20 protein-coding genes are annotated in these 19,792 nt (G+C 70.3%); 14 read left to right on the top strand and 6 right to left on the bottom strand.

Annotation, left to right across the window (positions count from 1 at the left end; translation table 11 throughout):
- Positions 1 to 92 precede the first annotated feature (92 nt).
- From ACNPQM_RS14565 to ACNPQM_RS14550, 4 genes are read left to right on the top strand one after another with little or no spacing between them, the layout of a single operon-like run.
- On the top strand, positions 93 to 1,001 hold the full coding sequence (locus ACNPQM_RS14565; RefSeq protein WP_418084305.1) for a DMT family transporter: 909 nt from the start codon (positions 93 to 95) through the stop codon (positions 999 to 1,001).
- Between the two features lie 33 nt (positions 1,002 to 1,034).
- On the top strand, positions 1,035 to 1,580 hold the full coding sequence (locus ACNPQM_RS14560) for an NUDIX domain-containing protein (RefSeq protein WP_358858091.1): 546 nt from the start codon (positions 1,035 to 1,037) through the stop codon (positions 1,578 to 1,580).
- A 9-nt stretch (positions 1,581 to 1,589) separates the two neighbouring features.
- Positions 1,590 to 1,985, top strand: a complete 396-nt coding sequence (locus ACNPQM_RS14555; RefSeq protein WP_418084304.1) for a YidH family protein — start codon at positions 1,590 to 1,592, stop codon at positions 1,983 to 1,985.
- Positions 1,982 to 2,293 (top strand): DUF202 domain-containing protein, encoded by a 312-nt coding sequence (locus ACNPQM_RS14550; protein ID WP_358858093.1) that lies wholly within the window; start codon positions 1,982 to 1,984, stop codon positions 2,291 to 2,293. Before ACNPQM_RS14555 ends, ACNPQM_RS14550 begins: the two co-directional genes overlap by 4 nt.
- Positions 2,294 to 2,305: 12 nt before the next feature.
- Here the strand turns inward: ACNPQM_RS14550 and ACNPQM_RS14545 are convergent, their stop codons facing one another.
- Positions 2,306 to 2,488 carry a hypothetical protein gene (locus ACNPQM_RS14545; RefSeq protein ID WP_418084303.1) on the bottom strand — a complete coding sequence of 61 codons (183 nt, stop codon included), beginning with the start codon at positions 2,486 to 2,488 and terminating at the stop codon, positions 2,306 to 2,308.
- A gap of 191 nt (positions 2,489 to 2,679) precedes the next feature.
- Here ACNPQM_RS14545 and ACNPQM_RS14540 point away from each other — a divergent pair, with 191 nt between their 5' ends.
- Complete coding sequence (locus ACNPQM_RS14540; RefSeq protein WP_418084302.1) at positions 2,680 to 3,702, top strand: phosphotransferase family protein; 1,023 nt, start codon at positions 2,680 to 2,682, stop codon at positions 3,700 to 3,702.
- Between the two features lie 7 nt (positions 3,703 to 3,709).
- Positions 3,710 to 4,960 carry an acyl-CoA dehydrogenase family protein gene (locus ACNPQM_RS14535; protein WP_418084301.1) on the top strand — a complete coding sequence of 417 codons (1,251 nt, stop codon included), beginning with the start codon at positions 3,710 to 3,712 and terminating at the stop codon, positions 4,958 to 4,960.
- A gap of 147 nt (positions 4,961 to 5,107) precedes the next feature.
- Here the strand turns inward: ACNPQM_RS14535 and ACNPQM_RS14530 are convergent, their stop codons facing one another.
- Together ACNPQM_RS14530 and ACNPQM_RS14525 are read right to left on the bottom strand one after the other, a co-directional pair.
- Positions 5,108 to 5,701, bottom strand: coding sequence for a TetR/AcrR family transcriptional regulator (locus tag ACNPQM_RS14530; protein ID WP_358858097.1), 594 nt, complete (start codon positions 5,699 to 5,701; stop codon positions 5,108 to 5,110).
- Between the two features lie 166 nt (positions 5,702 to 5,867).
- Positions 5,868 to 6,632 carry an SDR family oxidoreductase gene (locus ACNPQM_RS14525; RefSeq protein ID WP_418084300.1) on the bottom strand — a complete coding sequence of 255 codons (765 nt, stop codon included), beginning with the start codon at positions 6,630 to 6,632 and terminating at the stop codon, positions 5,868 to 5,870.
- Between the two features lie 187 nt (positions 6,633 to 6,819).
- Between ACNPQM_RS14525 and ACNPQM_RS14520 the strand changes: the two genes are divergently transcribed.
- A complete protein-coding gene (locus ACNPQM_RS14520) occupies positions 6,820 to 8,097 on the top strand; it encodes an exo-beta-N-acetylmuramidase NamZ domain-containing protein (protein ID WP_418084299.1) in 1,278 nt (425 codons plus the stop codon).
- A gap of 210 nt (positions 8,098 to 8,307) precedes the next feature.
- Positions 8,308 to 8,919, top strand: coding sequence for a hypothetical protein (locus tag ACNPQM_RS14515; RefSeq protein ID WP_358858100.1), 612 nt, complete (start codon positions 8,308 to 8,310; stop codon positions 8,917 to 8,919).
- A gap of 52 nt (positions 8,920 to 8,971) precedes the next feature.
- Here ACNPQM_RS14515 and soxR read toward each other — a convergent pair whose 3' ends face one another.
- Positions 8,972 to 9,445, bottom strand: coding sequence for a redox-sensitive transcriptional activator SoxR (gene soxR, locus ACNPQM_RS14510; protein ID WP_358858101.1), 474 nt, complete (start codon positions 9,443 to 9,445; stop codon positions 8,972 to 8,974).
- 137 nt (positions 9,446 to 9,582) lie between these two features.
- Here soxR and ACNPQM_RS14505 point away from each other — a divergent pair, with 137 nt between their 5' ends.
- Complete coding sequence (locus tag ACNPQM_RS14505) at positions 9,583 to 10,044, top strand: MaoC family dehydratase (RefSeq protein ID WP_358858102.1); 462 nt, start codon at positions 9,583 to 9,585, stop codon at positions 10,042 to 10,044.
- 163 nt (positions 10,045 to 10,207) lie between these two features.
- Here the strand turns inward: ACNPQM_RS14505 and ACNPQM_RS14500 are convergent, their stop codons facing one another.
- Together ACNPQM_RS14500 and ACNPQM_RS14495 are read right to left on the bottom strand one after the other, a co-directional pair.
- Positions 10,208 to 10,849: a TetR/AcrR family transcriptional regulator gene (locus ACNPQM_RS14500; RefSeq protein ID WP_418084298.1), complete on the bottom strand. Its 642-nt coding sequence runs from the start codon at positions 10,847 to 10,849 to the stop codon at positions 10,208 to 10,210.
- Between the two features lie 96 nt (positions 10,850 to 10,945).
- Positions 10,946 to 11,236 carry a YiaA/YiaB family inner membrane protein gene (locus ACNPQM_RS14495; protein WP_358858104.1) on the bottom strand — a complete coding sequence of 97 codons (291 nt, stop codon included), beginning with the start codon at positions 11,234 to 11,236 and terminating at the stop codon, positions 10,946 to 10,948.
- Positions 11,237 to 11,442: 206 nt separating this feature from the next.
- On the opposite strand from ACNPQM_RS14495, the gene ACNPQM_RS14490 reads away from it, so the two are divergent.
- The 5 genes from ACNPQM_RS14490 to ACNPQM_RS14470 all read left to right on the top strand — a co-directional run bounded on the left by ACNPQM_RS14490 (position 11,443) and on the right by ACNPQM_RS14470 (position 19,728).
- Positions 11,443 to 12,117 carry a TetR/AcrR family transcriptional regulator gene (locus ACNPQM_RS14490; protein ID WP_418084297.1) on the top strand — a complete coding sequence of 225 codons (675 nt, stop codon included), beginning with the start codon at positions 11,443 to 11,445 and terminating at the stop codon, positions 12,115 to 12,117.
- A gap of 14 nt (positions 12,118 to 12,131) precedes the next feature.
- Positions 12,132 to 12,842, top strand: a complete 711-nt coding sequence (locus ACNPQM_RS14485) for an ArsR/SmtB family transcription factor (protein ID WP_418084296.1) — start codon at positions 12,132 to 12,134, stop codon at positions 12,840 to 12,842.
- Positions 12,843 to 12,874: 32 nt separating this feature from the next.
- The gene (locus ACNPQM_RS14480; RefSeq protein WP_418084295.1) at positions 12,875 to 13,894 is read left to right on the top strand and encodes a DMT family transporter; all 1,020 of its coding nucleotides are present in this window, start codon (positions 12,875 to 12,877) and stop codon (positions 13,892 to 13,894) included.
- Positions 13,895 to 14,293: 399 nt separating this feature from the next.
- A complete protein-coding gene (locus ACNPQM_RS14475; protein ID WP_418084294.1) occupies positions 14,294 to 16,849 on the top strand; it encodes a S8 family serine peptidase in 2,556 nt (851 codons plus the stop codon).
- Complete coding sequence (locus tag ACNPQM_RS14470; RefSeq protein ID WP_418084293.1) at positions 16,846 to 19,728, top strand: hypothetical protein; 2,883 nt, start codon at positions 16,846 to 16,848, stop codon at positions 19,726 to 19,728. Before ACNPQM_RS14475 ends, ACNPQM_RS14470 begins: the two co-directional genes overlap by 4 nt.
- The last annotated feature ends 64 nt before the right edge of the window (positions 19,729 to 19,792 follow it).

The following is a 19,792-nucleotide window of genomic DNA, read 5'->3' as shown; positions in this document are numbered from 1 at the left end:
TGCGGCGTCAACCGCCCGGTCGGCGGCGCTCCGGCCGCGCCCCTGCCACCGAGGCGCTATCGTCGAAACAAATCACCCTCCCCTGGCCGGACTTGAGGAAGGGAAGCGGGTCGGTGCTGGTCCTCGTACTTGCCGTGAGCGCTGCCTGCTGTCTGGGATTCGGCTTCGTCCTGCAGCAGGCCGCTGCCGAGCACGCCCCGAGGAGCGACTTCCTCTCCCCCCGGCTGCTGCTCGACCTGATGCGGGTGCCGAGCTGGCTGGCCGGGATCGGACTGATGGTCTGCGGCATGGCGCTGGGGGCACTGGCGCTGGGCAAGGGCGAGGTGTCCGTCGTCGAGCCGCTGCTGGCGACCAATCTGCTCTTCGCGATGGCTCTGTCGCGCCATCGCACCGGGCAGCGGCTGGGCCGGCAGGGCTGGGCGGGGCTCTGGCTGCTGGCCGGCGGGGTCACCGCTTTCCTGCTGGGAGGCCGGCCGCAGGGTGGCGAGGTGGTCACGAACGAGCTGCGGCACTGGCTGGTGATCGGTGTGGTCGTGGGCATAGCCATGGCGCTGACCACGTTCGCGAAGCGCTCGCAGCACGGAGCTGCCCCCGCTCTGCTCGCAGTGGCGGCCGGGCTGCTGTACGGCCTCCAGGACGCGCTGACCCGGGTGAGCGGACAGCGGCTGTCGGACGGGGGGTGGACGGCACTGGTGACGGGCTGGCAGCCGTACGCGGTGGTGGTGCTGGGCGTGACGGGTCTGATCCTGGTGCAGAGCGCCTTCGAGACGGGGCCGCTGCGGACGTCGCTGCCCGCGCTGACCGCCGCCCAGCCGCTGGCCGGGATCGCCTGCGGGGTCGGGTTCCTCGGCGACCAGCTGCGCACCGACGCGGCCGCGCTGGCCTGGCAGGCGACGGGTCTGACGGCGATCGTCGTCGGGATCATGCTGCTGGGGCTGCATCCGGCGATGCCGGAGGGGCGCGGCCACCATCACCGCAGGCGCAGCCTCCAGTCGTACTGACGGGCGGCCGGGGCCTGAGGTTGGATGGGCGGCATGACTGCTGCTGACGAGATCCTGGACATCGTCGACGAGAACGACGAGGTCGTGGGGCAGGCCTCGCGCGGTGAGGCGACCGCGCGGGGCCTGCGCCATCGCTGCGTCTTCATCGAGGCCCGGGACGCCGAAGGCCGTCTCTTCGTGCACCGCAGGACCGCGACCAAGCTGGTCTTTCCCTCGCACTACGACATGTTCGTCGGTGGGGTGGTCGGCGCCGGCGAGTCGTACGACGAGGCGGCGCTGCGGGAGGCCGAGGAGGAGCTCGGGGTCTCCGGGCTCCCCCGTCCCGAACCGCTCTTCAAGTTCCTCTACACCGGCGGAAAGCACACCTGGTGGTCGTACGTCTACCAGGTGCGGTGCGAGCTTCCGGTGAACCCGCAGGTGGAGGAGGTCGCCTGGCACACCTTCCTCACCGATGGCGAACTGGCGGAGCGGCTCGGCGACTGGGAGTGGGTGCCGGACGGTCTGGAGACGTACCGCCGACTGCGGGAGTACCGGGCAGGCCACGCTCCGGCGGACAGCCGGCGACACAGTGATCGATAAGGTTCGGGCGTGAAAGAGTTCGTACAAGGTGTGAAGCTGTGGTTTACGCCGCTGCGGATCCGTGAAGAAGGCGATACCCCCGACTACCGTTTCTCACTCGCCAACGAGCGCACCTTCCTCGCCTGGATCCGGACGGCTCTTGCGCTCATCGGCGGCGGTTTCGCCGTCGACCAGTTCCTGCCGGGACTGGCCTGGGGGGTCAGGGTGGGGCTGGCGCTCGCACTGCTCGCCGCCGGCGTGTTCTGTTCCCTGCGGGCGGTCAACCACTGGGTGCAGTGCGAGCGGGCGATGCGGCGCGGCGAGGACCTGCCGGTCTCCCGGTTCCCGACGCTGCTCAGCATCGCTGTCGCCGTCGTCGCCGTCGCGATGGTGGTGGTGGTCCTCTTCGGCTGGGAGGGCCGATGACCGCCGAGGAGCGGGACCCCGGACTGCAGCCCGAGCGGACCCGGCTGGCGTGGCGGCGCACCACCTTGTCCTGCACGGTGGTGGCACTGCTGGCGGGCAAGGCGGCGCTGCACGGGGGTGCGACCCCGGCCGGGATCGTCGCCGTGTCGCTGAGCGCACTGGCCTGGCTTGCGTTCCTGCGGGTGGCGCACCGGCGGGTGCTGAAGATGGGGACCGCGCGGCCGCAGCCACTGGCACCGCGCAGCGCCCTGACGGCGGCCGCGTGCACGATCGCGCTCGCGGTGTTCGCCGTGGCGGTGATCTTCTGAGGAGTGCGCCGGTCAGTTGTCCCGGGGGGCGGTGACGACGATCTTTCCGCGGGTGCGTTCCTCCTCGTCGAACCCCTGGCCGTCGGCGGCCTGCTCCAGCGGACGAACGGCCTCCGGTCCGGACCGGAGGTGGCCCTCGCTTGCCTTCCAGTCGACCGGGTTGACGGCAGCGGGCCGCACCTTCTCTCCCTCCATATGCCGGTCGGTCTTGGTCGATCGACAGCGCCGTATTCCTACGTGAACCCTGTTCAGGGATGCGAATAGCGTCCGGGTTCCGACCCACTCGGCACGGAGTCCACGCACCGGATTCCGGGGGTTCACTGGACGACATACCGACTGGTCGGCATCATGAGCACCGACGTCTTTTCACCCCGGAGGTGCGCACGATGAGCTCAGTCCATCTGCCAGGTCTCGACCTGGACCGGCTCCGCGGACATCTCGACCGCGAGCGGCCGGGTCTGGTGAACGAACCGCTCGAAGCCCGGCTCGTCGAGGGCGGCCGCTCCAACCTGACGTACATCGTCACGGACGGTACGGGCCACTGGGTCGTCCGCCGGCCTCCGCTCGGCCATGTCCTCGCCACCGCGCACGACATGAAGCGTGAGCACCGTGTCATCAGCGCGCTGCATCCGACGGCCGTGCCGGTGCCCGGGCCGCTGCTGCTCTGCGAGGACGACTCCGTCATCGGATCGCCCTTCTACGTCATGGAGTACGTCGAAGGGACCCCGTACCGCACCGCCGAGCAGCTCGCCCCGCTCGGTGCCGAGCGCACCCGCGAAGTCGTCCTGGGCCTGGTCGACACGCTGGTGGAACTGCACTCCGTGGCCCCGGAGCCGGTGGGGCTCGGCGACTTCGGGCGCCCCGAGGGGTTCCTCGACCGGCAGCTGCGCCGCTGGGGCAAGCAGCTCGACGCCTCCCGCAACCGCGAACTGCCCGGTATCGACGAGCTGCACGCCGCGCTCGGGCGCGAACTGCCCGTCTCCCCCGCGCCCACCGTCATCCACGGCGACTACCGCCTGGACAACGTACTGATCGGCTCCGACGACCGGATCAAGGCCGTCCTCGACTGGGAGATGTCGACGCTCGGCGACCCGCTGACCGACCTCGGTCTGCTGGTCATGTACAGCTCCGACCTGGGTCTGCCCACGTCCCCAGTATCGACCACCAGCGGAGCGGCCGGCCACCCCACGCCCGCCGAACTGATCGAGCGCTACGCGGCCCGCTCCGGCCGGGACACCTCCGCCGTCTCCTGGTACACGGCGTTCGCGTGGTTCAAGCTCGCCGTGATCCTGGAGGGCATCCACTACCGCCACACCCTCGGTCAGACCGTCGGCGCCGGCTTCGACCGCATCGGCGATCTCGTCCCCGTCTTCATCGAGCACGGCCTCACGACCCTCCAGGAAGGCTGATCACCCCATGGACTTCGCATTCGACGCCCGTACGGAAGAGCTGCGCACCAAGCTGCTCACCTTCATGGACGAGCACGTGTACCCGGCCGAGACGATCGCGCACGAGCAGCGGGCACTGCTCGCCTCCCCGTGGGACACCCCGCAGATCGTCGAGGACCTCAAGGCCGAGGCGCGCAGGCAGGGTCTGTGGAACCTCTTCCTGCCGGACGCGGAGCACGGTGCCGGGCTGACCAACCTCCAGTACGCACCGCTCGCCGAAATCACCGGCCGTTCCCCGCAGTTGGCTCCGACCGCGCTCAACTGCGCGGCGCCGGACACGGGCAACATGGAGGTGCTGCTGCAGTTCGCCACGGACGAGCAGAAGAAGCAGTGGCTGGAGCCGCTGCTCGCCGGGGAGATCCGGTCGGCCTTCGCCATGACGGAGCCCGAGGTGGCCTCATCGGACGCGACCAACATCGAGACGCGGATCACGCGCGATGAAGGGGGCACCTCCCGCTCGGGGGAAGCCGAGGGTGGCGGAGACTACGTGATCAACGGCCGCAAGTGGTACATCTCCGGGGCGATGAATCCGGACTGCCGGATCTTCATCGTGATGGGCAAGACGGACCCGGACGGCGCCGACATCCGCCGCCAGCAGTCGATGATCCTCGTCCCGCGCGACACGCCCGGCGTCGAAGTGCGGCGCGCCATGCAGGTGTACGGGTACGAGGACCATTACCACGGCGGTCACGCGGAGGTCGTGTTCACCGATGTGCGGGTGCCCGCGACGAACCTGATCGGCGAAGAGGGCGGCGGCTTCGGCATCGCCCAGGCGCGCCTGGGTCCGGGCCGGATCCACCACTGCATGCGGCTGATCGGAATGGCCGAGCGGGCCATCGAGCTGATGTGCAGGCGGGCGGTGTCCCGTACGGCCTTCGGCAAGCCGCTCGCGCAGCAGGGCGTCGTGCAGAACTGGATCGCGGACGCGCGGGTCACGGTGGAACAGCTGCGGCTGCTGGTGCTGAAGACGGCATGGCTGATGGACACGGTGGGCAACCGGGGGGCGCACACGGAGATCCAGGCCATCAAGATCGCCACCCCGCGTGCGGTGGTCGACATCCTCGACCAGGCGGTGCAGTTGCACGGCGCGGGCGGTGTGAGCCAGGACTTCCCGCTGGCGGAACTGTGGGCGGGGGCGCGGACGCTGCGGCTGGCGGACGGACCGGACGAGGTGCATCAGCGGTCGCTGGCGCGGCGCGAGATCAAGCGGTACGTGTAGCGGGGCGGCGCGGGCCGCGGCCGCACCATGTCCTCCGGAGCCGGACGGGCCGAGCATCTGCCCGTCCGGCCCGTGGATGGAGTCGGACCGCACCCGGGAACCCGGAGCCGGCCGGGCGGCTGCCGCTCCCTCGCCTCTGATCCGGCGTCAGGGGCGCAGCGCGCGCAGCAGCAGATCCGCCAAGTGGTCCGCGACCTCCTGCTGGCTCAGCGGACCGTCCGGGCGGTACCACGTCGACAGGTGGTGCACCGATCCGAAGTGGTAGTCCACCACAAGATCCGCCGGCGTCGCCGTGGAGAACACCCCGCTCCGCTGCCCCTCCTCCACCAGCGCCCGGAACCGCTCGTGGTAGCGGCGCCGCTCCGCCCGTACCTGCTTGTTCTTCTCCGGGCTCAGATGGTGCATCGAGCGGAAGAAGATCGCCGCGTCGTCGAGGTTCTCGATCGTCGTGACGACCACGTCCGCCGCCGCGTCCCGCAACCGCTGCTCGACCGGCGCCTCCGCGTCCGCGAACGCGTCGAGGCGTTCCTGCTGGAGTCGCAGCACCCGGGAGTAGACCTCCTGGAGGAGATCCTCCTTGGAGCCGAAGTAGTGGTAGAGGGCGCCCTTCGTGACGCCTGCCGCCTCGACGATCTCCTGGACCGACGTCCGGTCGTAGCCCTGCTCGGCGAAGAGCCGGGTGGCGGCGGCCAGCAGCCGCTGAGGGACGGGGGCGTCGTTCCCGTCCGTCGTTCTGGCCATGGCCGCCACCTGCCTTTCCGTAATGAAGTCGCACACGTTCTACTGCCGGGAACGCATTTCCCGCCTGAGGATCTTCCCACTTGCCATCCTGGGAAGTTCGGTCAGGATCCGGTGCCCCTCTCGGCAGGCTTTGCCCCGTCGCGCCGCCCGGCACGTCCGCCCGCTGTCATGCGCCGGTCTCCTCCCACTTCTGCTGGAGGTGGTTCATATTGCTGAGCCAGTGGTCGGTGTCCTTGGTGCGGGCCCGGTAGTACCCGGCGACCTCGGGATGCGGCAGGACGAGAAAGCGGTCCTCCGCCATGGCGTCGAAGAGGGCGTCGGCGACATCCTCCGGCTCGATGGCGCTGGGGGCGAGAACCAGCTCGCCGGCCGAACCGGCGGCGGTGAGCATGTCCGTACGCACGCCCTGCGGGCAGATCGCATGAACCTTGATGCCCCGGTGGCGGTAGGTCAGCGAGAGCCATTCGGCGAAGGCGACTGCGCCGTGCTTGGTGACGCTGTACGGCGCGGCACCGATCATCGTCAGCAGTCCGGCGGCGGACGCGGTGGTGACGAACCGGCCGCTGCCGCGCTCCAGCCAGTCCGGGAGCAGCACCCTGGCCGCACGGACATGGGCCATCACATTGACGTCCCAGGCCGCGGCCCAGACCTCCTCGTCGGCGAAGACGTCACCGGGCGAGGCGAGACCGGCGTTGGCGCAGTAGATGTCGACGGTGCCGTCCAGCGCGTCCCGGGCGGCGTCCACGATCTGCGAGGCGTCTCCGGCGACGGCGGCGCCTCCGATCTGCTCGGCGAGCGCCTTGATGCGGCTCCCGTCGAGGTCGTTGACGACGACCCTGGCGCCTTCAGCGGCGAATCTGCGGGCCAGAGCGGCACCGATGCCGCCCCCGGCCCCCGTGACCACTACGCCCGCGCCCTGCACCGTACTCATCGGGTTCCGCCTCTCTCAGCCGAATACCTCCGCAGACTAACCAGTCGGTATGTCCTCGGGGAAGGGTCCGGCCGGCAGCTTGTCGCCACTCCTGTCACACCGCTCTCGTCCGCCTCATTCCATGCGGCCCTATGTGCGCGCTAGCGTGCGTGACCATGACAGTCGGAGCGATCATGGAGGTAGCCGAATGAGCCTGTCCAGACGTGGTTTGCTTGCCGCCGGTGGTGCAGTGGGAGCCCTTGCGGCGACGGCTGCCGGAACCGGGAGCGCGGCCGCAGGCCCCCTCCCCGGCACGGGGCAGGGCTCCGGACGCAATCGGGTCCGTACCGGCTTCGACCGGCTGGCGGCAGACGGCTATGCGCTGCTGAAGGGACAGAAGGTCGGGATCGTCACCAACCCGACGGGAATCACGTCCGACGTGCGCCACATCGTCGATGTGATGCACCCGGACGAGCGTGTGAACCTGGTCGCGGTCTTCGGCCCCGAGCACGGCTTCCGCGGCACGGCGCAGGCGGGCGGCTCGGAGGGGCGGTACGACGACCCGGCAACCGGACTCCCCGTCTACGACACGTATCTGAAGAGCGGAAAGCCGCTCGCCGATGTCTTCACCGCATCCGGCGTGGACACCGTCGTCTTCGACATCCAGGACGCGGGCGCGCGCTTCTACACGTACATCTGGACGCTCTACGACTGCATGGAGGCGGCGGCGCTCGCGGGCAAGCGGTTCGTCGTCCTGGACCGGCCGAACCCGGTGACCGGGCGGGCCGCGCTGGGGCCGGTCCTCGAACCGGCGTTCTCGACCTTCGTGGGGCGCCGGGAGATCGCGCAGGCCCATGGCATGACGGTCACCGAGCTGGCGCTGCTCTTCAACTCGGAGTTCCTGGCCGCGCGGCCGGTCGAACTGGACATCGTGAAGATGTCGGGATGGCGGCGCGCGGACTTCTTCGACGGCACCGGTCTGCCGTGGGTGCCGCCGAGCCCCAACATGCCGACGCCCGACACGGCGCTGGTGTACTCGGGCACCTGCCTGTTCGAGGGTACGAACCTGTCCGAGGGGCGGGGGACGACCCGGCCGTTCGAACTCCTCGGCGCGGAGGGGATCGACCACCGGTGGGCGGCGGCCGCGAACGCCCTCGACCTGCCCGGAGTCGCTTTCCGCGAGGCGTACTTCGCCCCGACGTTCTCCAAGTTCCAGGGGAAGACGGTCGGCGGGGTACAGCTGCATGTCCAGGACCGGGAGATGTTCGATCCGGTGCGCACGGGGATCGCGCTGCTGGTGACGGCGAAGCGGACGTGGAGCGGGTTCGCCTGGCGCCCGGACAACTGGATCGACAAGCTCACCGGCAATACGCGGGTCCGCACGATGATCGATGCGGGGGCGGACACGGATGAGGTGGTCGGGGCGTGGGAAGCAGATCTTGCCGCGTTCCGGGCGGTGCGGAAGGAGTACCTGCAGTACCGGTGAGGTGAGCCGGGCGGGCCCGGGAGTGCGGGCCCGCCCGGTGGACCGGTCCCGCGGAATCGCCACATGCCGCCGCTCAACGTCGTGTCCAGGTACCGCCCGAAGTGGGGTATCTCAACCAATGGACGCGAATCGCCTTTCGATGGAGCCGAAACGGCCACTCGTACGTCCATACCTTGACGCCGAAGTACGAGCGACGGAGGTGGCAGTGCGATGGCCGGTTTCCGGAGTCTTGCGAGACAGGTCCGCGATCCGCGGGGCGACCTGGCGCTGCGGCGGTACTCGCTGCGCAAGTGCCTGGAGAGGTTCGCCCCCTACGGTCACCGGGCGACCTGGGACCACTTGTGCACCCGGCACACGATGGAGCCGGAGGACCGGTCCCCCAACCCCGTGCGACTGGTGCGCGCACTGGAGGAGCTGGAGGCGGCGCGGGCCGTCTGGCTCCGGTACGAGGCCGGGTTCGCCGAGCGCCGCAAGCGGGAGAAGCGCGAGGGGCTGCGCCGGCCGGCCGCCCTGGACGACTGGCACCGGCACATCTGGGGCGGGAACGGGGTGGCACTCTGCGCGGATCCGGCGGCCCACCCGGCCGCGCCGCTCCCCGAGGTGCTGAGCCGGCTGGTCTCGGCCCTGGAGGCGCAGCCCGGCACGGCGTGCCCGGTGTGCGCGGAAACCGGGATCGCCTGGCGTCAGGACCTGGGCTGCGAGCCATGGTCGGGCCCGGTCTGCACGGGCTGCGGAATCGTGGTCCCACGGCCCGTACTGACATCGGGTGCACTGGCGAGAGCGCGGCGGTCCCGACCGGGGGACCTGGCATCGGCGGCATGAAGGGGCCGGTGGCGACGCAACGGCGGCGCACCCCCGGCCCCGCGGACGCTTCCTATGAACAGGCCGCCGAGCGGCGCTCCGGCATCAGGCGCGAACCGCTGATCGTGTCGCCGGAGATGTCGTTCGGGTTGGAGAGCACACACGTCTCCAACGACAGACAGCCGCAGCCGATGCAGTCGGTCAGATGGTCGCGCAGCCGTCCCAGCTGCTTGATCCGTTCGTCCAGTTCGGAGCGCCACGCCTCGGACAGCCGCGCCCAGTCGTCGCGGTTCGGGGTGCGCTCCTCGGGAAGTTCGGCCAGCGCATCCCGGATCGTGGCCAGCGGTATGCCGACCCGCTGCGCCGCACGGACGAAGGCGACCCTGCGCAGTGCGTCCCTGCTGTAGCGCCGCTGGTTGCCGCTGGTGCGGCGGCTGCTGATCAGACCCTTCGCCTCATAGAAGTGCAGGGCCGAAACGGCGGCGCCGCTGCGCGCGGAGAGCTGGCCGACCGTGAGTTCATGGAGTGTCTGTGGGATCTGGGGCACCCCTCCAACCCTACGTGCCCGCCGCCGCGCCGGTCCGTCGTTGACAGGAGCGCACCCACCCAACCATGCTGAGCAAGCGCTTAGACAGACTACGGATGACGATGGACGGTCGAGAGCGGGAAGGCAGGACCAGGGACATGTCAGAGCCGAGGATCTTCACGTCCGCGCAGGAGCTGCGCGACGGGGTGGGCGAGCAACTGGGTCACAGCGAGTGGCTGGAGATCGACCAGAAGAGGATCGACCTGTTCGCCGAGGCGACCGGGGATCACCAGTGGATCCATGTCGACCCGGAGCGGGCCGCGGCCGGCCCGTTCGGCACGACGATCGCGCACGGCTATCTGACGCTCTCACTGCTCCCGGCGCTGGTGCCGCAGGTCATGCGGGTCGAGGGCATGAAGATGGGCATCAACTACGGGACCAATAAGGTCCGTTTCCCGTCCACCGTGCCGGTGGGCTCCCGGCTGCGCGCGACGGCCGTCCTCAAGGATGTCGAGGAGGCGGGCGGCGGCGTCCAGGTCACCGCGGCCGTCACGGTCGAGCGCGAGGGCGGCGACAAGCCGGTCTGCGTCGCCGAGTCGGTGTCGCGCTACTACTTCTGAGATGCCCTGCGGCGCCATCCCCGGCAGGCGCACAAGGACAGCTGCGGCACCTCGCCGCGCTGCCGGAACGCCCGAATACACCCGGCACGGGGACGCCCCTCCGCCTCGCGATGCACCGATCCGACGCGTCGCGCTCCGATCCGCCCGGGATGACAGGGCAGCCCTATCCTTGGGCAGGCCGTGAGCGCTGGGCCGCGACCATGCGCAGGACAAGGTCGGCGTAGAGATCGCCGACCTTGTCCGGCGTACGGCTCCCCTGCGCGCTGAACCAGCGCGCCACGTCGATGCAGAGCGAGAGCACGGCGAGCGTGGTCCCCGGGATGTCGGGGACATCGAACTCCCCCGCCTGCACGCCCTCGCTGATGATCCGGCGGATCACCGCATCGCTCTTCCTGCGCAGGGCGACGATCTCGGTGCGGTGTTCCTCGCTCAGGGCGTCGAGTTCGTACTGGACCACGCGGGCGGTGGTGTGCCGCTCGGCATGCCAGCGAACGAAGGACCGTACGGCGTCCGCGAGCCGCTCGGACGCCGTGCCGCCACTGTCGGCGGCCGTCTCCAGGAGCAACAGGGCGCGGTCGTGACCGATCCGGCTGATCCGATGGAGCAGCTCTTCCTTCGTCTTGTAGTGGATGTAGAGCGCGGCAGGACTCATCCCGGCGCGGCCCGCGATGTCACGGGTGGTGGTCGCGTGGTACCCGCGCTCGGCGAAGGCGTCGACGGCCGCGACGAGGAGCCGCCTGGCCGCCTCGGGCGTCACCTCGCCCCACGGCGAGCTCTCGCCGCCGGTCTCCTCCGCCGTGCTCATCGTCACCGACCCCTTCCGTTCAGCAGGATGAACACCATACCCGAACCTGAGCAAGCGCTTAGGGCGCGGATGAGATCGTCAGAGCTGATGAGATCGTCAGAGCTTCTGGAAGGGGTCGTGCTCCGCGAGGATCTTCTCCAGCCGGGCCTGGTCGACCCGGCTGATGATCTGCCCCGCCTCCTGGCGGTCGCGGATGACCTTGGCGAGGGTGAAGCAGGACGTGACGAGGTACAGGACACCGATGGCGAGGAAGCCCCGCACCCAGACGTTCGCGTCGAGGAAGTAGATGCCGAGGGTCACCGCGCCCATCGCCACCCCGAAAGATGCGACGGCCTGACCGTAGAAGGCCGCGGTGCTCTGCTGCTTGACCGATGTCGTCTCATTCATGGGGACAGCTTCGGCCGCCGCGGCGCCCGCCACATCCGTCCGCGTACTCAGTCCCGTACCCAGTCGCCCGTTCGAGCGGAACGGCACAGAAGGCGGAGACTCCCGTCAGCGCACAGCTCCTCGCTGAGCCCCAGGACCATCCTGCGGTACTCCCGCTTTTAATTAACACTGCTAGTTTTTAGTTCGCAGGCCCTACTATGTGCGGCATGGCCCGACCGCGCAAGCCCCTCCTCAGCCGAGACCGCATCGTCGAGGCGGCGGGCGCCCTGGTGGACTCCGAGGGACTCGAAGCCGTCTCCACCCGTCGGCTCGCGGCCGAACTCGGGGTCAGCGGGCCTTCTCTCTACAACCACTTCCGCAACAAGGACGAGATCCTGGACGCGGTCGCGGACTCCGTCTCCGCTCAGGTCGACCTGTCGATGTTCGACGAGGACGACTGCCGCGACTGGCGCACCGCCCTGCACGACTGGGCGGTCTCCTACCGTGCGGCGCTCGCCGCGCACCCGCACATCGTCCCGGTGCTGGCCCAGGGCCCCGGCCGACGTCCGGCCGGGCTGCGGGTCGCCGACGCGGCCTTCGGCGGCATGGTCCGCGCGGGCTGGCCGCCGGCCCAGGCCACGTACATCGGCGCACTGATGCGGTACTTCGTCACGGGCTCGGCGCTGGGCTCGTTCGCACGCGGTTTCCTGGACGACGAGACGGTGTACGACCCCGCCGACTACCCGCACCTCGGCCAGGCCCATCTGCTGGCCGACCGCCGCCAGAAGGTCGACGAGGGCGCTTTCGAGACCGGGCTGCGGGCGATCCTCGACGGTCTCGCCCTGCAGTACGAGCAGCGGGCGCCCGCGGCCACGGTTCGGCCCACGCCGAAGCGTTCCTGACCCATGCTGGGTTCATGGCACCCCACGACCCCGCCGCGCCCCGCCTCGCCGCCCTGGCCGCGCTCCTCGCCGACGAGACCCGCGCCTCGTTCTGTCTGGCTCTGCTCGACGGGCGTGCCTGGACCGCGGGTGAACTGGCGCGGTACGCCTCGGTCGCACCGTCGACCGCCAGCGAACACCTGGGGAAGCTCGTCGCCGGCGGGCTCTTCACCGAGGAGCGGCAGGGCCGCCACCGCTATGTGCGGCTCGCCGACGAACGCATCGCCCAACTCGTCGAGGACCTCGCCGCGCAGGCCGCGAACGGCGACAGGGAACGGCCGCGAACGCTGCGGGCGGCGAGCACCAGCAGCGCGCTGGCCCGCGGACGCACCTGCTACGACCATCTCGCCGGCCGGATCGGCATCGCCATCGCGGACGCGATGACCGTACGGGAACTGCTGCGCCAGGACACCGGCTTCGCACTCACCGACGCGGGCCTGGGCTGGTTCGGGGCGCTGGGTATCGGGCTGGACACCGGGACCCGGCGTCCGCTCGTACGCGGCTGCCTGGACTGGACGGAGCGCCGGCCGCACCTGGCGGGGACCGCGGGCGCCGCGCTGTGCAGGCACGCCCTGGACACCGGGTGGTGCGTACGGATCGGCTCCGGGCGGGCCGTGAAGGCGACCGCGGACGGGGAGCGGGCGCTGCACGAACTCCTCGGGATCGAGCCGGAAACAATTCGGTGAGGACCGAACCGTTCCCCGCTTACAGTCGGCCCATGACGACGACACCCGTACCGGCCTCCTCGGCGACGGCCGGCCTGCCCGAAAGCCGTGACTGGCGGGCGATTGCCGCAGCGTGCACGAGCGTGATCCTGTGGGCCTCCGCCTTTGTCTCCATCCGCAGCGCGGGCGACGCGTACTCCCCCGGGGCACTCGCCCTCGGCCGGCTGCTCGCAGGCTCGCTGATGCTCGGCGCGATCCTTCTCATACGCCGCGAGGGGCTGCCGTCCAGGGGTGCCTGGCCGGGCATCATCGCGTCCGGGCTGCTCTGGTTCGGGCTCTACATGGTGGTGCTCAACTGGGGGGAGCAGCAGGTCGACGCGGGCACGGCCGCCATGGTCGTGAACATCGGCCCGATCCTGATCGCGCTGCTCGGTGCCCGGCTGCTCGGCGAGGGGCTGCCGCGCAGGCTGGTGATGGGCATGGCCGTGTCGTTCTCCGGTGCCGTCGTGGTCGGTATCTCCATGTCGGGGGACGGGGGTTCATCGGTGCTCGGGGTGGCGCTCTGCCTGCTGGCGGCAGTGGCGTACGCGGCCGGGGTGGTCACCCAGAAGCCCGCGCTGCGGCACGGCTCGGCCCTGCAGATCACTGCATACAGCTGTCTGATCGGTACGGTCGCCTGCCTGCCGTTCTCCGGTGTGCTGGTCTCCGAGGCGGCCGACGCACCGCTCTCCGCAACCCTGAACATGGTCTACCTGGGCATCTTCCCGACCGCCCTCGCCTTCACCACCTGGGCCTACGCCCTCGCGCGCACCACCGCCGGAAAGATGGGCGCCACCACCTATGCGGTGCCCGCACTGGTGGTGCTGATGTCATGGCTGCTGCTGGACGAGGTGCCCGCGCTGCTCACCGTCGGCGGCGGCCTGCTCTGTCTTGCCGGGGTGGCGGTCTCCCGCATGCGTCCGCGGACTGGACGGACGCGGAACAGTCCGGCGCAGCCGGTGGAGGGACGCCGAGATGACACGGAGCGCCAGGAAACCGACCGGCCCCGGGAAGAAGCGGTCGGGCAAGGCTGACGAGAAGCAGGCCGCCCTCACCCGGGCGGCCCGCCGCGGCGGATGAAGCACGGCGAGACCGACGCCGTCGATGCCCGTACGGCGGCGCGGACCACGGACCGGCTCCTGGGTCCGGGTCTGCCGATCGGGGTGCACAGGGGGGAGTTCAGGACTGGAGGGACTTGGTCCGGAGGTACTCGCCGAGGCCGTACGGACCGAGCCCACGGCCGATGCCGAACAGGGCCGGGGCCGCGACCTGTCCGCCCCTGATCCGTCGGACACCCCCTCGTCACGCGGTTCAGTAATTCGTCAGTAACGGCCTCCTCCTAGCGTCCCGGATCAGCCCGCCCCCTCCCGTACTTCCCCCTGACAGCCGGAACGCGGCGGGCTCCCCCGTACCAGCCATGGAGGAGCACTCCGATGCATCTGCCCCGAACCCCGCGGCGCAGAACCGCCGCGTGGGCCGCGGCCGCGACGACGGCCGCAGCCGTACTGACCGGCCCCGCTCCCGCGTTCGCGCAACCCGCCACGGACCCGAGTCCCGTCACCGCGAAGGTCGACTCCGCCGTCCTCGACACCGTCGGGCACGGCAAGGAGTCGACGTTCTTCGTCCTGCTGAAGCCCCAGGCCGATCTGTCGGCCGCCAAGGGCAGGCGCAACCACGCGGACAAGGCCAGGTCCGCCTTCTCCGCACTGCGCAGGAACGCCGCGTCCAGCCAGGCATCCCTGCAGGCGTTTCTCGACAAGGAGCGGGTGGGGTACCAGTCGTACTGGATCGCCAACGCGCTCAAGGTGACCGGCGACGAGAAGCTCGTCGCGGCGCTGGCCGAGCGCCCGGATGTGAAGAGCATCCGCAAGGAGCGCACCTACCACCTCGACAGGATCGAGCAGAACTCGGTGACGGATGCCGCGGCCGACGCGGACCCCACCGCCGCCGAATGGGGCGTCAAGGACATCAGGGCGGACCAGGTCTGGTCCCAGTACGACGACCGGGGCGAGGGCATCGTCATCGCCAACGTCGACTCGGGTGTGCAGTACGACCACCCGGCACTGGTCGGCAACTACCGGGGCAACCTGGGTGACGGCACGTTCAGCCACGACTACAACTGGTACGACCCGACCGGCCAGTGCACCGGCGGTGTCCCCTGCGACAACAACGGTCACGGCACCCACACCATGGGCACGATGGCCGGCGCCGGCGGTGTCGGCGTCGCACCCGGCGCCAAGTGGATCGCCGCCAAGGGGTGCGAGTCCAGAAGCTGCTCGGACTCCTCGCTGCTCGCGGCCGGTCAGTGGATCCTCGCGCCGACCGACCGCAACGGGCAGAACCCGAAGCCCGAAATGGCGCCGGACATCGTCAACAACTCCTGGGGCGGCGGTGACACGACGTTCTACCAGGACATCGTCGAGGCGTGGAACGCGGCCGGGATCTTCGAGGCGTTCGCCGCGGGCAACGACGGTGACGGTACGACCTGTTCGACGGCCCACGCCCCGGGGTCGCAGGCCCCGTCGTACGGCGTCGGCGCGTACGACGTGAACGGAAAAATCGCGGGCTTCTCCGGCTTCGGCCCGTCGCTGGTCGACGGCTCCGCCAAGCCCGACATCTCGGCGCCCGGCGTGAACGTCCGGTCCACCTGGCCGGGTAACACGTACAAGGCCATCAGCGGTACGTCGATGGCGACACCCCATGTCGCCGGTGCGGCCGCCCTGTTGTGGTCGACGGCCCCCTCCCTGATCGGGAAGATCGATGAGACCCGGGCGATCCTGAACGACGGCGCGGTCGATGTCGACGACACGCACTGCGGTGGCACGGCCGACATGAACAACGTCTGGGGCGAGGGCAGGCTCGACATCCTCGCCTCCGTCGACGCGGCCCCGCACAGCGCCGCCACGGTGACGGGCACCGTCACCGACAGCTCCACCGGCAAGCCGCTCTCCGGCGTCACGGTCAAGGCGCAGGCGGGCACCGCCAAGCGCTCCGTGACGACCGCGGCCGACGGCACGTACAAGCTGAACCTCACCGCGGGCACGTACACCCTGGCGGTGAGCGGCTACGGCTACGCGTCCGCCATCGAGGACGGCTTCACCGTCACCACGGGCGAGACGGTCACCAAGGACCTCGCGCTGGACGCCGTATCGACGCATGCCGTCTCCGGCACGGTGCTGGATGTCACCGGCAAGCCGCTGAAGGGGGCCACGGTGCGGTTCGCGGACGCGCCACTCGCAGCGATCACCAGTGACTCCAACGGTGCCTTCCGCTTCCCGTCGGTCGCCGAGGGCTCGTTCTCCCTGACTGCGACGCCCGCCGCTCCGGTGCTCTGCAACGGCGTCCTGACGACGACGGTCACGGTGGACGGCGACAAAACATTGCGGGCCGCGCTGCCGAACCGTACGGACGCGGCGGGCAACAGCTGCGCCCCGGCGACGTACAACTGGGTCAGCGGCAGGACCAAGGTCGCGCTGGCCGGTGACGAGAACGTCAAAACGGTGCCGCTGCCCTTCCCCGTCACCTTCTACGGCGTGACGTACACCAGCGCCGCTGTCACCACCAATGGCCTGGTCAACTTCCTGGAGCCGCGCCTCGGCGACTACGCCAACACGGCCCTGCCCGGCGCCGCCAAGCCGAACGGCATCGTCGCCGCCTTCTGGGACGACCTGACGGTCGACTCCAAGGCGAGCGTGAAGACGGCGACGAACGGTACGGCCGGCGCGCGGACATTTGCCATCGTCTGGGAGAACGTCGCATTCGCCTCCGACACCTCGCAGCGCGTCACCTTCGAGGCCGTCTTCGACGAGGCGACCGGTGCGATCACCCTGCAGTACCAGTCCATCGGCACCGCTCCCCTCGAGACCGGGGCGAAGGCGACGATCGGCATCGAGAACCAGGCCGGTACGGACGCCCTGCAGTACTCCTTCAACGAGTCGGTCCTCACCGACAAGTCCGCCGTCCGTATCTCCTCGAAGGCGACGTCATGACCTCCACTTCACGACGGGCCGTCCGGCTCGCCTCCGCCCTGATTGCGGCCGGGCTGGCGCTGACCGCCACACCCGCGGCACATGCCGACAGCGACCGCGGCGCCGGACCGCGCGTCCTCACCGACGCGCAGGCCGACCGGCTGGAGAAGCGGCTCCAGGGTGACGCATTCGCCGGCGAGCAGCAGATCACGCCGCAGTCCGCATCCACATCCTCTCTTTCGTCGCAGAGTTCGCCGGGCACGGACGACACGTCGGCCGGCGGGACCCTGTCCCTCAAGGCGAGCTCCGACCTGGAGACCTACCGGGGACAGGCCGACACCACACAGCTGGCGGGCGGCCACGGCGACTACCTCGCCGTGCACAGCGCGGGCACCGTCACCCGCCTGACGGACGACGGCACGACGGTGTGGAAGCGGGACAACGCCTCGCTGTACGCCGACTGGCAGGTCCGGCCCACACGCCCCTGGGACGTGGAGCCCTACCCTGCCCGGATCACCATGGGCTACAACGCAGTCGCCCCGGCCGCCGACTTCTCCGACCGCGGCTACACGACGGGCGACCTCACCGGCGACGGTGTGGCGGACATCGTCTTCACCGCGGACGTGGGCAATGCGCCGTACCGGCCGTTCACCGTGCCCGGATCGACGCTCTCCACGGGCACGTTCGTGACCGTCCTCGACGGAAGGACCGGCAAGACGGTCTGGACCAGGATCTTCGCGGACGCGCAGCAGGTCACCCTGGCCGGCGACACGCTCGTCGTCGGCGACCAGCCGTCCACCAATCCCAACGCCCCCAAGGATGCCAGGGCGACCCTGCGGGGCTTCCGCTTCTCGTACGCCGACGGGAAGCTGACGCCTACCGACACCTGGACGTACGAGACCGGGCAGCGTGACGGACGCTGGGGCTCGACCACGGCGCTCGGCGGCGGGCTGCTCGCCGTCTCCTGGAACAAGCGCAGGACCGCGACGGCGGCCGCCGAGGGCCACACCCTGGTCCTGGACACCGCCGACGGCACGGTGAAGTGGCAGAGCGACGGGGCGCTCTACTCACGGCAGCTGGCCTACGACTCCGTGCGGAAGCGGCTCGTCGCCGTCGAGCAGGCGGACTACCGCGACGGTGTGCAGTACCAGCTCGCCGTGTACGACCCGGCGACGGGGGCCCGCACCACCCTCGACACCCGGGTCAACGCCCTCGCGCTCGGCCTGCAGGTGGGCAACCTGAACGGCGACTCCAAGCCGGAGTACGCGGTCAGCGAGGCCACACTCGACGAGTACCTCTGGGTCAATGCCTCGACCGTGCGTGCGCTGGACGGCAAGGACGCGTCCGAGCTGTGGTCGCGGACCGTCAAGCGGGACGAGTCCAACTCCAAGGACGGCGACTCCGCACTCGGTCTGAAGATCGTCGACGGACAGGTGCTCGCCTCCTACATCACGTTGCAGGACAGGGATGCGGCCGCCAACCCGGGTGGTACGCGTTACGGACGGCTCGCGGCCATCGACGGGCGTGACGGCAGGGTCAGCTGGGAGAAGCAGGGCGGCCCCGTCGCTTCTCCGATCTACGCCCAGCCGTACCGCGAGGGCAACGAGTGGCGGGTACGGACGGTCGACAACGAGCAGAACATCCGCAGCTACCGGCTGAACGGTGGCCGCCAGACGTCGCTCACCCCGCTCCAGGGCGATCTGACCGCCGCGGTTGCCGTGGACGTGAACGGCGACAAGAAGAAGGACGTCGTGACGGGCGGCCAGTCGCACGGCCTGTGGGCGTACGACGGTCCGTCGATGGCGGCGGGCAAGCCTGAGGTGCTGTGGAAGACCACCCTGCCCGGGGCGGTGCACGGCGAGATCGTGCAGGCCGACACGGACGGCGACGGCAAGCGGGACGAGCTGGTCGTCGCGGCGGACTCCGCGACCGTGATCGTCGACGCGCGCACGGGCCGGGTCCTGCGGACCATTGACGGCAAGGGGCAGTTCGTCCGCTCGGTGGCCGTCGCCGATGTGAACCACGACGGCGCCGACGAGGTGCTCGTACCGACGGACGCGGTCCGCGCGTACCAGGGCAACGGGAAGCAGCTCTGGTCGTACGCCCCCGAAGGCGCGGGAGTGGTCTTCTCCGACCTGGCGGTGGCCGAGGGCCGGGTCTTCGCCTCGTACAGCACGGTCGGGGCTCTCGACGCCGCCGCGTCGGTCGTCGACGGCATGGCGCTGGACGGGAAGTCCGGCAAGGTGCTCTGGACCGCCGCCCCGAAGTGGACCGGTGACGCCGACACCAGGATCTACGCCGCGGAGCTGCACCACGGTGTCTTCGCCGACCCGGGGATCCCCTACGCGGACGGGCACGCGGTCGTGCACTCCTGGATCGTCAGGGAGGGCAACTTCTGGACCACACTGATCGAGTTCCGTGATGCGCGGACCGGGAAGGTCGTGCACACCGCGACCGGCGGCGGGGCCTGGACCACCGGCAACTGGGTCACGGGCGAGGAGGGAGCGGTGCTGGCGAGCACGGCCGCGCTGCGTACCTACGCGGGCGGCGACAAGGAGTACAGCATGTACACCCTGCCGACGCTGCATCAGGCCGAGTTCGGCACGGGCCCCGGCGGCAGGCGGCTGATCGTGGGCGGCACCGAGGCCGCGATCTACCTCTGGGACCCGGCGGTCCTCACCGCGGGCCACAACTACCCGGACCACCTGGCCAAGATCAACAAGTATGCGGTCCAGAACACCCTGGTGGCGGACCTCGACGGTGACGGCGTCGACGAGATCATCGGCCTCGGCGCGGATCAGACCGGGTACGACCGTACGATCGAACTCGCGGGCGGGCGCTATCTCCAGCAGAACGACCAGTTGCACGGGCTGACGGTGGCCTCGATCAGCCGGTCCTGACCTGGGGAACCCCGGAGATTCCGGCCTTGGAGACCCCCGCGCACGGTGGCGCGGGGGTCTTCGG

Source organism: Streptomyces sp. NPDC056231 (assembly GCF_048270745.1).
Taxonomy (GTDB): Bacteria; Actinomycetota; Actinomycetes; order Streptomycetales; family Streptomycetaceae; genus Streptomyces.
The sequence above is the reverse complement of the archived record's forward strand: the minus strand, read 5'-3'. Positions and strand labels throughout refer to the sequence as shown.

What these genes read in the sequence shown, in the direction of transcription:
- ACNPQM_RS14560 (WP_358858091.1), top strand. Translation starts at nt 1,035, where the DNA reads ATGACTGCTGCTGACGAGATCCTGGACATCGTCGACGAGAACGACGAG.
- ACNPQM_RS14550 (WP_358858093.1), top strand. Translation starts at nt 1,982, where the DNA reads ATGACCGCCGAGGAGCGGGACCCCGGACTGCAGCCCGAGCGGACCCGG.
- ACNPQM_RS14545 (WP_418084303.1), bottom strand. Translation starts at nt 2,488, where the DNA reads ATGGAGGGAGAGAAGGTGCGGCCCGCTGCCGTCAACCCGGTCGACTGG.
- ACNPQM_RS14540 (WP_418084302.1), top strand. Translation starts at nt 2,680, where the DNA reads ATGAGCTCAGTCCATCTGCCAGGTCTCGACCTGGACCGGCTCCGCGGA.
- ACNPQM_RS14535 (WP_418084301.1), top strand. Translation starts at nt 3,710, where the DNA reads ATGGACTTCGCATTCGACGCCCGTACGGAAGAGCTGCGCACCAAGCTG.
- ACNPQM_RS14530 (WP_358858097.1), bottom strand. Translation starts at nt 5,701, where the DNA reads ATGGCCAGAACGACGGACGGGAACGACGCCCCCGTCCCTCAGCGGCTG.
- ACNPQM_RS14525 (WP_418084300.1), bottom strand. Translation starts at nt 6,632, where the DNA reads ATGAGTACGGTGCAGGGCGCGGGCGTAGTGGTCACGGGGGCCGGGGGC.
- ACNPQM_RS14520 (WP_418084299.1), top strand. Translation starts at nt 6,820, where the DNA reads ATGAGCCTGTCCAGACGTGGTTTGCTTGCCGCCGGTGGTGCAGTGGGA.
- ACNPQM_RS14515 (WP_358858100.1), top strand. Translation starts at nt 8,308, where the DNA reads ATGGCCGGTTTCCGGAGTCTTGCGAGACAGGTCCGCGATCCGCGGGGC.
- ACNPQM_RS14505 (WP_358858102.1), top strand. Translation starts at nt 9,583, where the DNA reads ATGTCAGAGCCGAGGATCTTCACGTCCGCGCAGGAGCTGCGCGACGGG.
- ACNPQM_RS14500 (WP_418084298.1), bottom strand. Translation starts at nt 10,849, where the DNA reads ATGAGCACGGCGGAGGAGACCGGCGGCGAGAGCTCGCCGTGGGGCGAG.
- ACNPQM_RS14495 (WP_358858104.1), bottom strand. Translation starts at nt 11,236, where the DNA reads ATGAATGAGACGACATCGGTCAAGCAGCAGAGCACCGCGGCCTTCTAC.
- ACNPQM_RS14490 (WP_418084297.1), top strand. Translation starts at nt 11,443, where the DNA reads ATGGCCCGACCGCGCAAGCCCCTCCTCAGCCGAGACCGCATCGTCGAG.
- ACNPQM_RS14485 (WP_418084296.1), top strand. Translation starts at nt 12,132, where the DNA reads ATGGCACCCCACGACCCCGCCGCGCCCCGCCTCGCCGCCCTGGCCGCG.
- ACNPQM_RS14480 (WP_418084295.1), top strand. Translation starts at nt 12,875, where the DNA reads ATGACGACGACACCCGTACCGGCCTCCTCGGCGACGGCCGGCCTGCCC.
- ACNPQM_RS14475 (WP_418084294.1), top strand. Translation starts at nt 14,294, where the DNA reads ATGCATCTGCCCCGAACCCCGCGGCGCAGAACCGCCGCGTGGGCCGCG.
- ACNPQM_RS14470 (WP_418084293.1), top strand. Translation starts at nt 16,846, where the DNA reads ATGACCTCCACTTCACGACGGGCCGTCCGGCTCGCCTCCGCCCTGATT.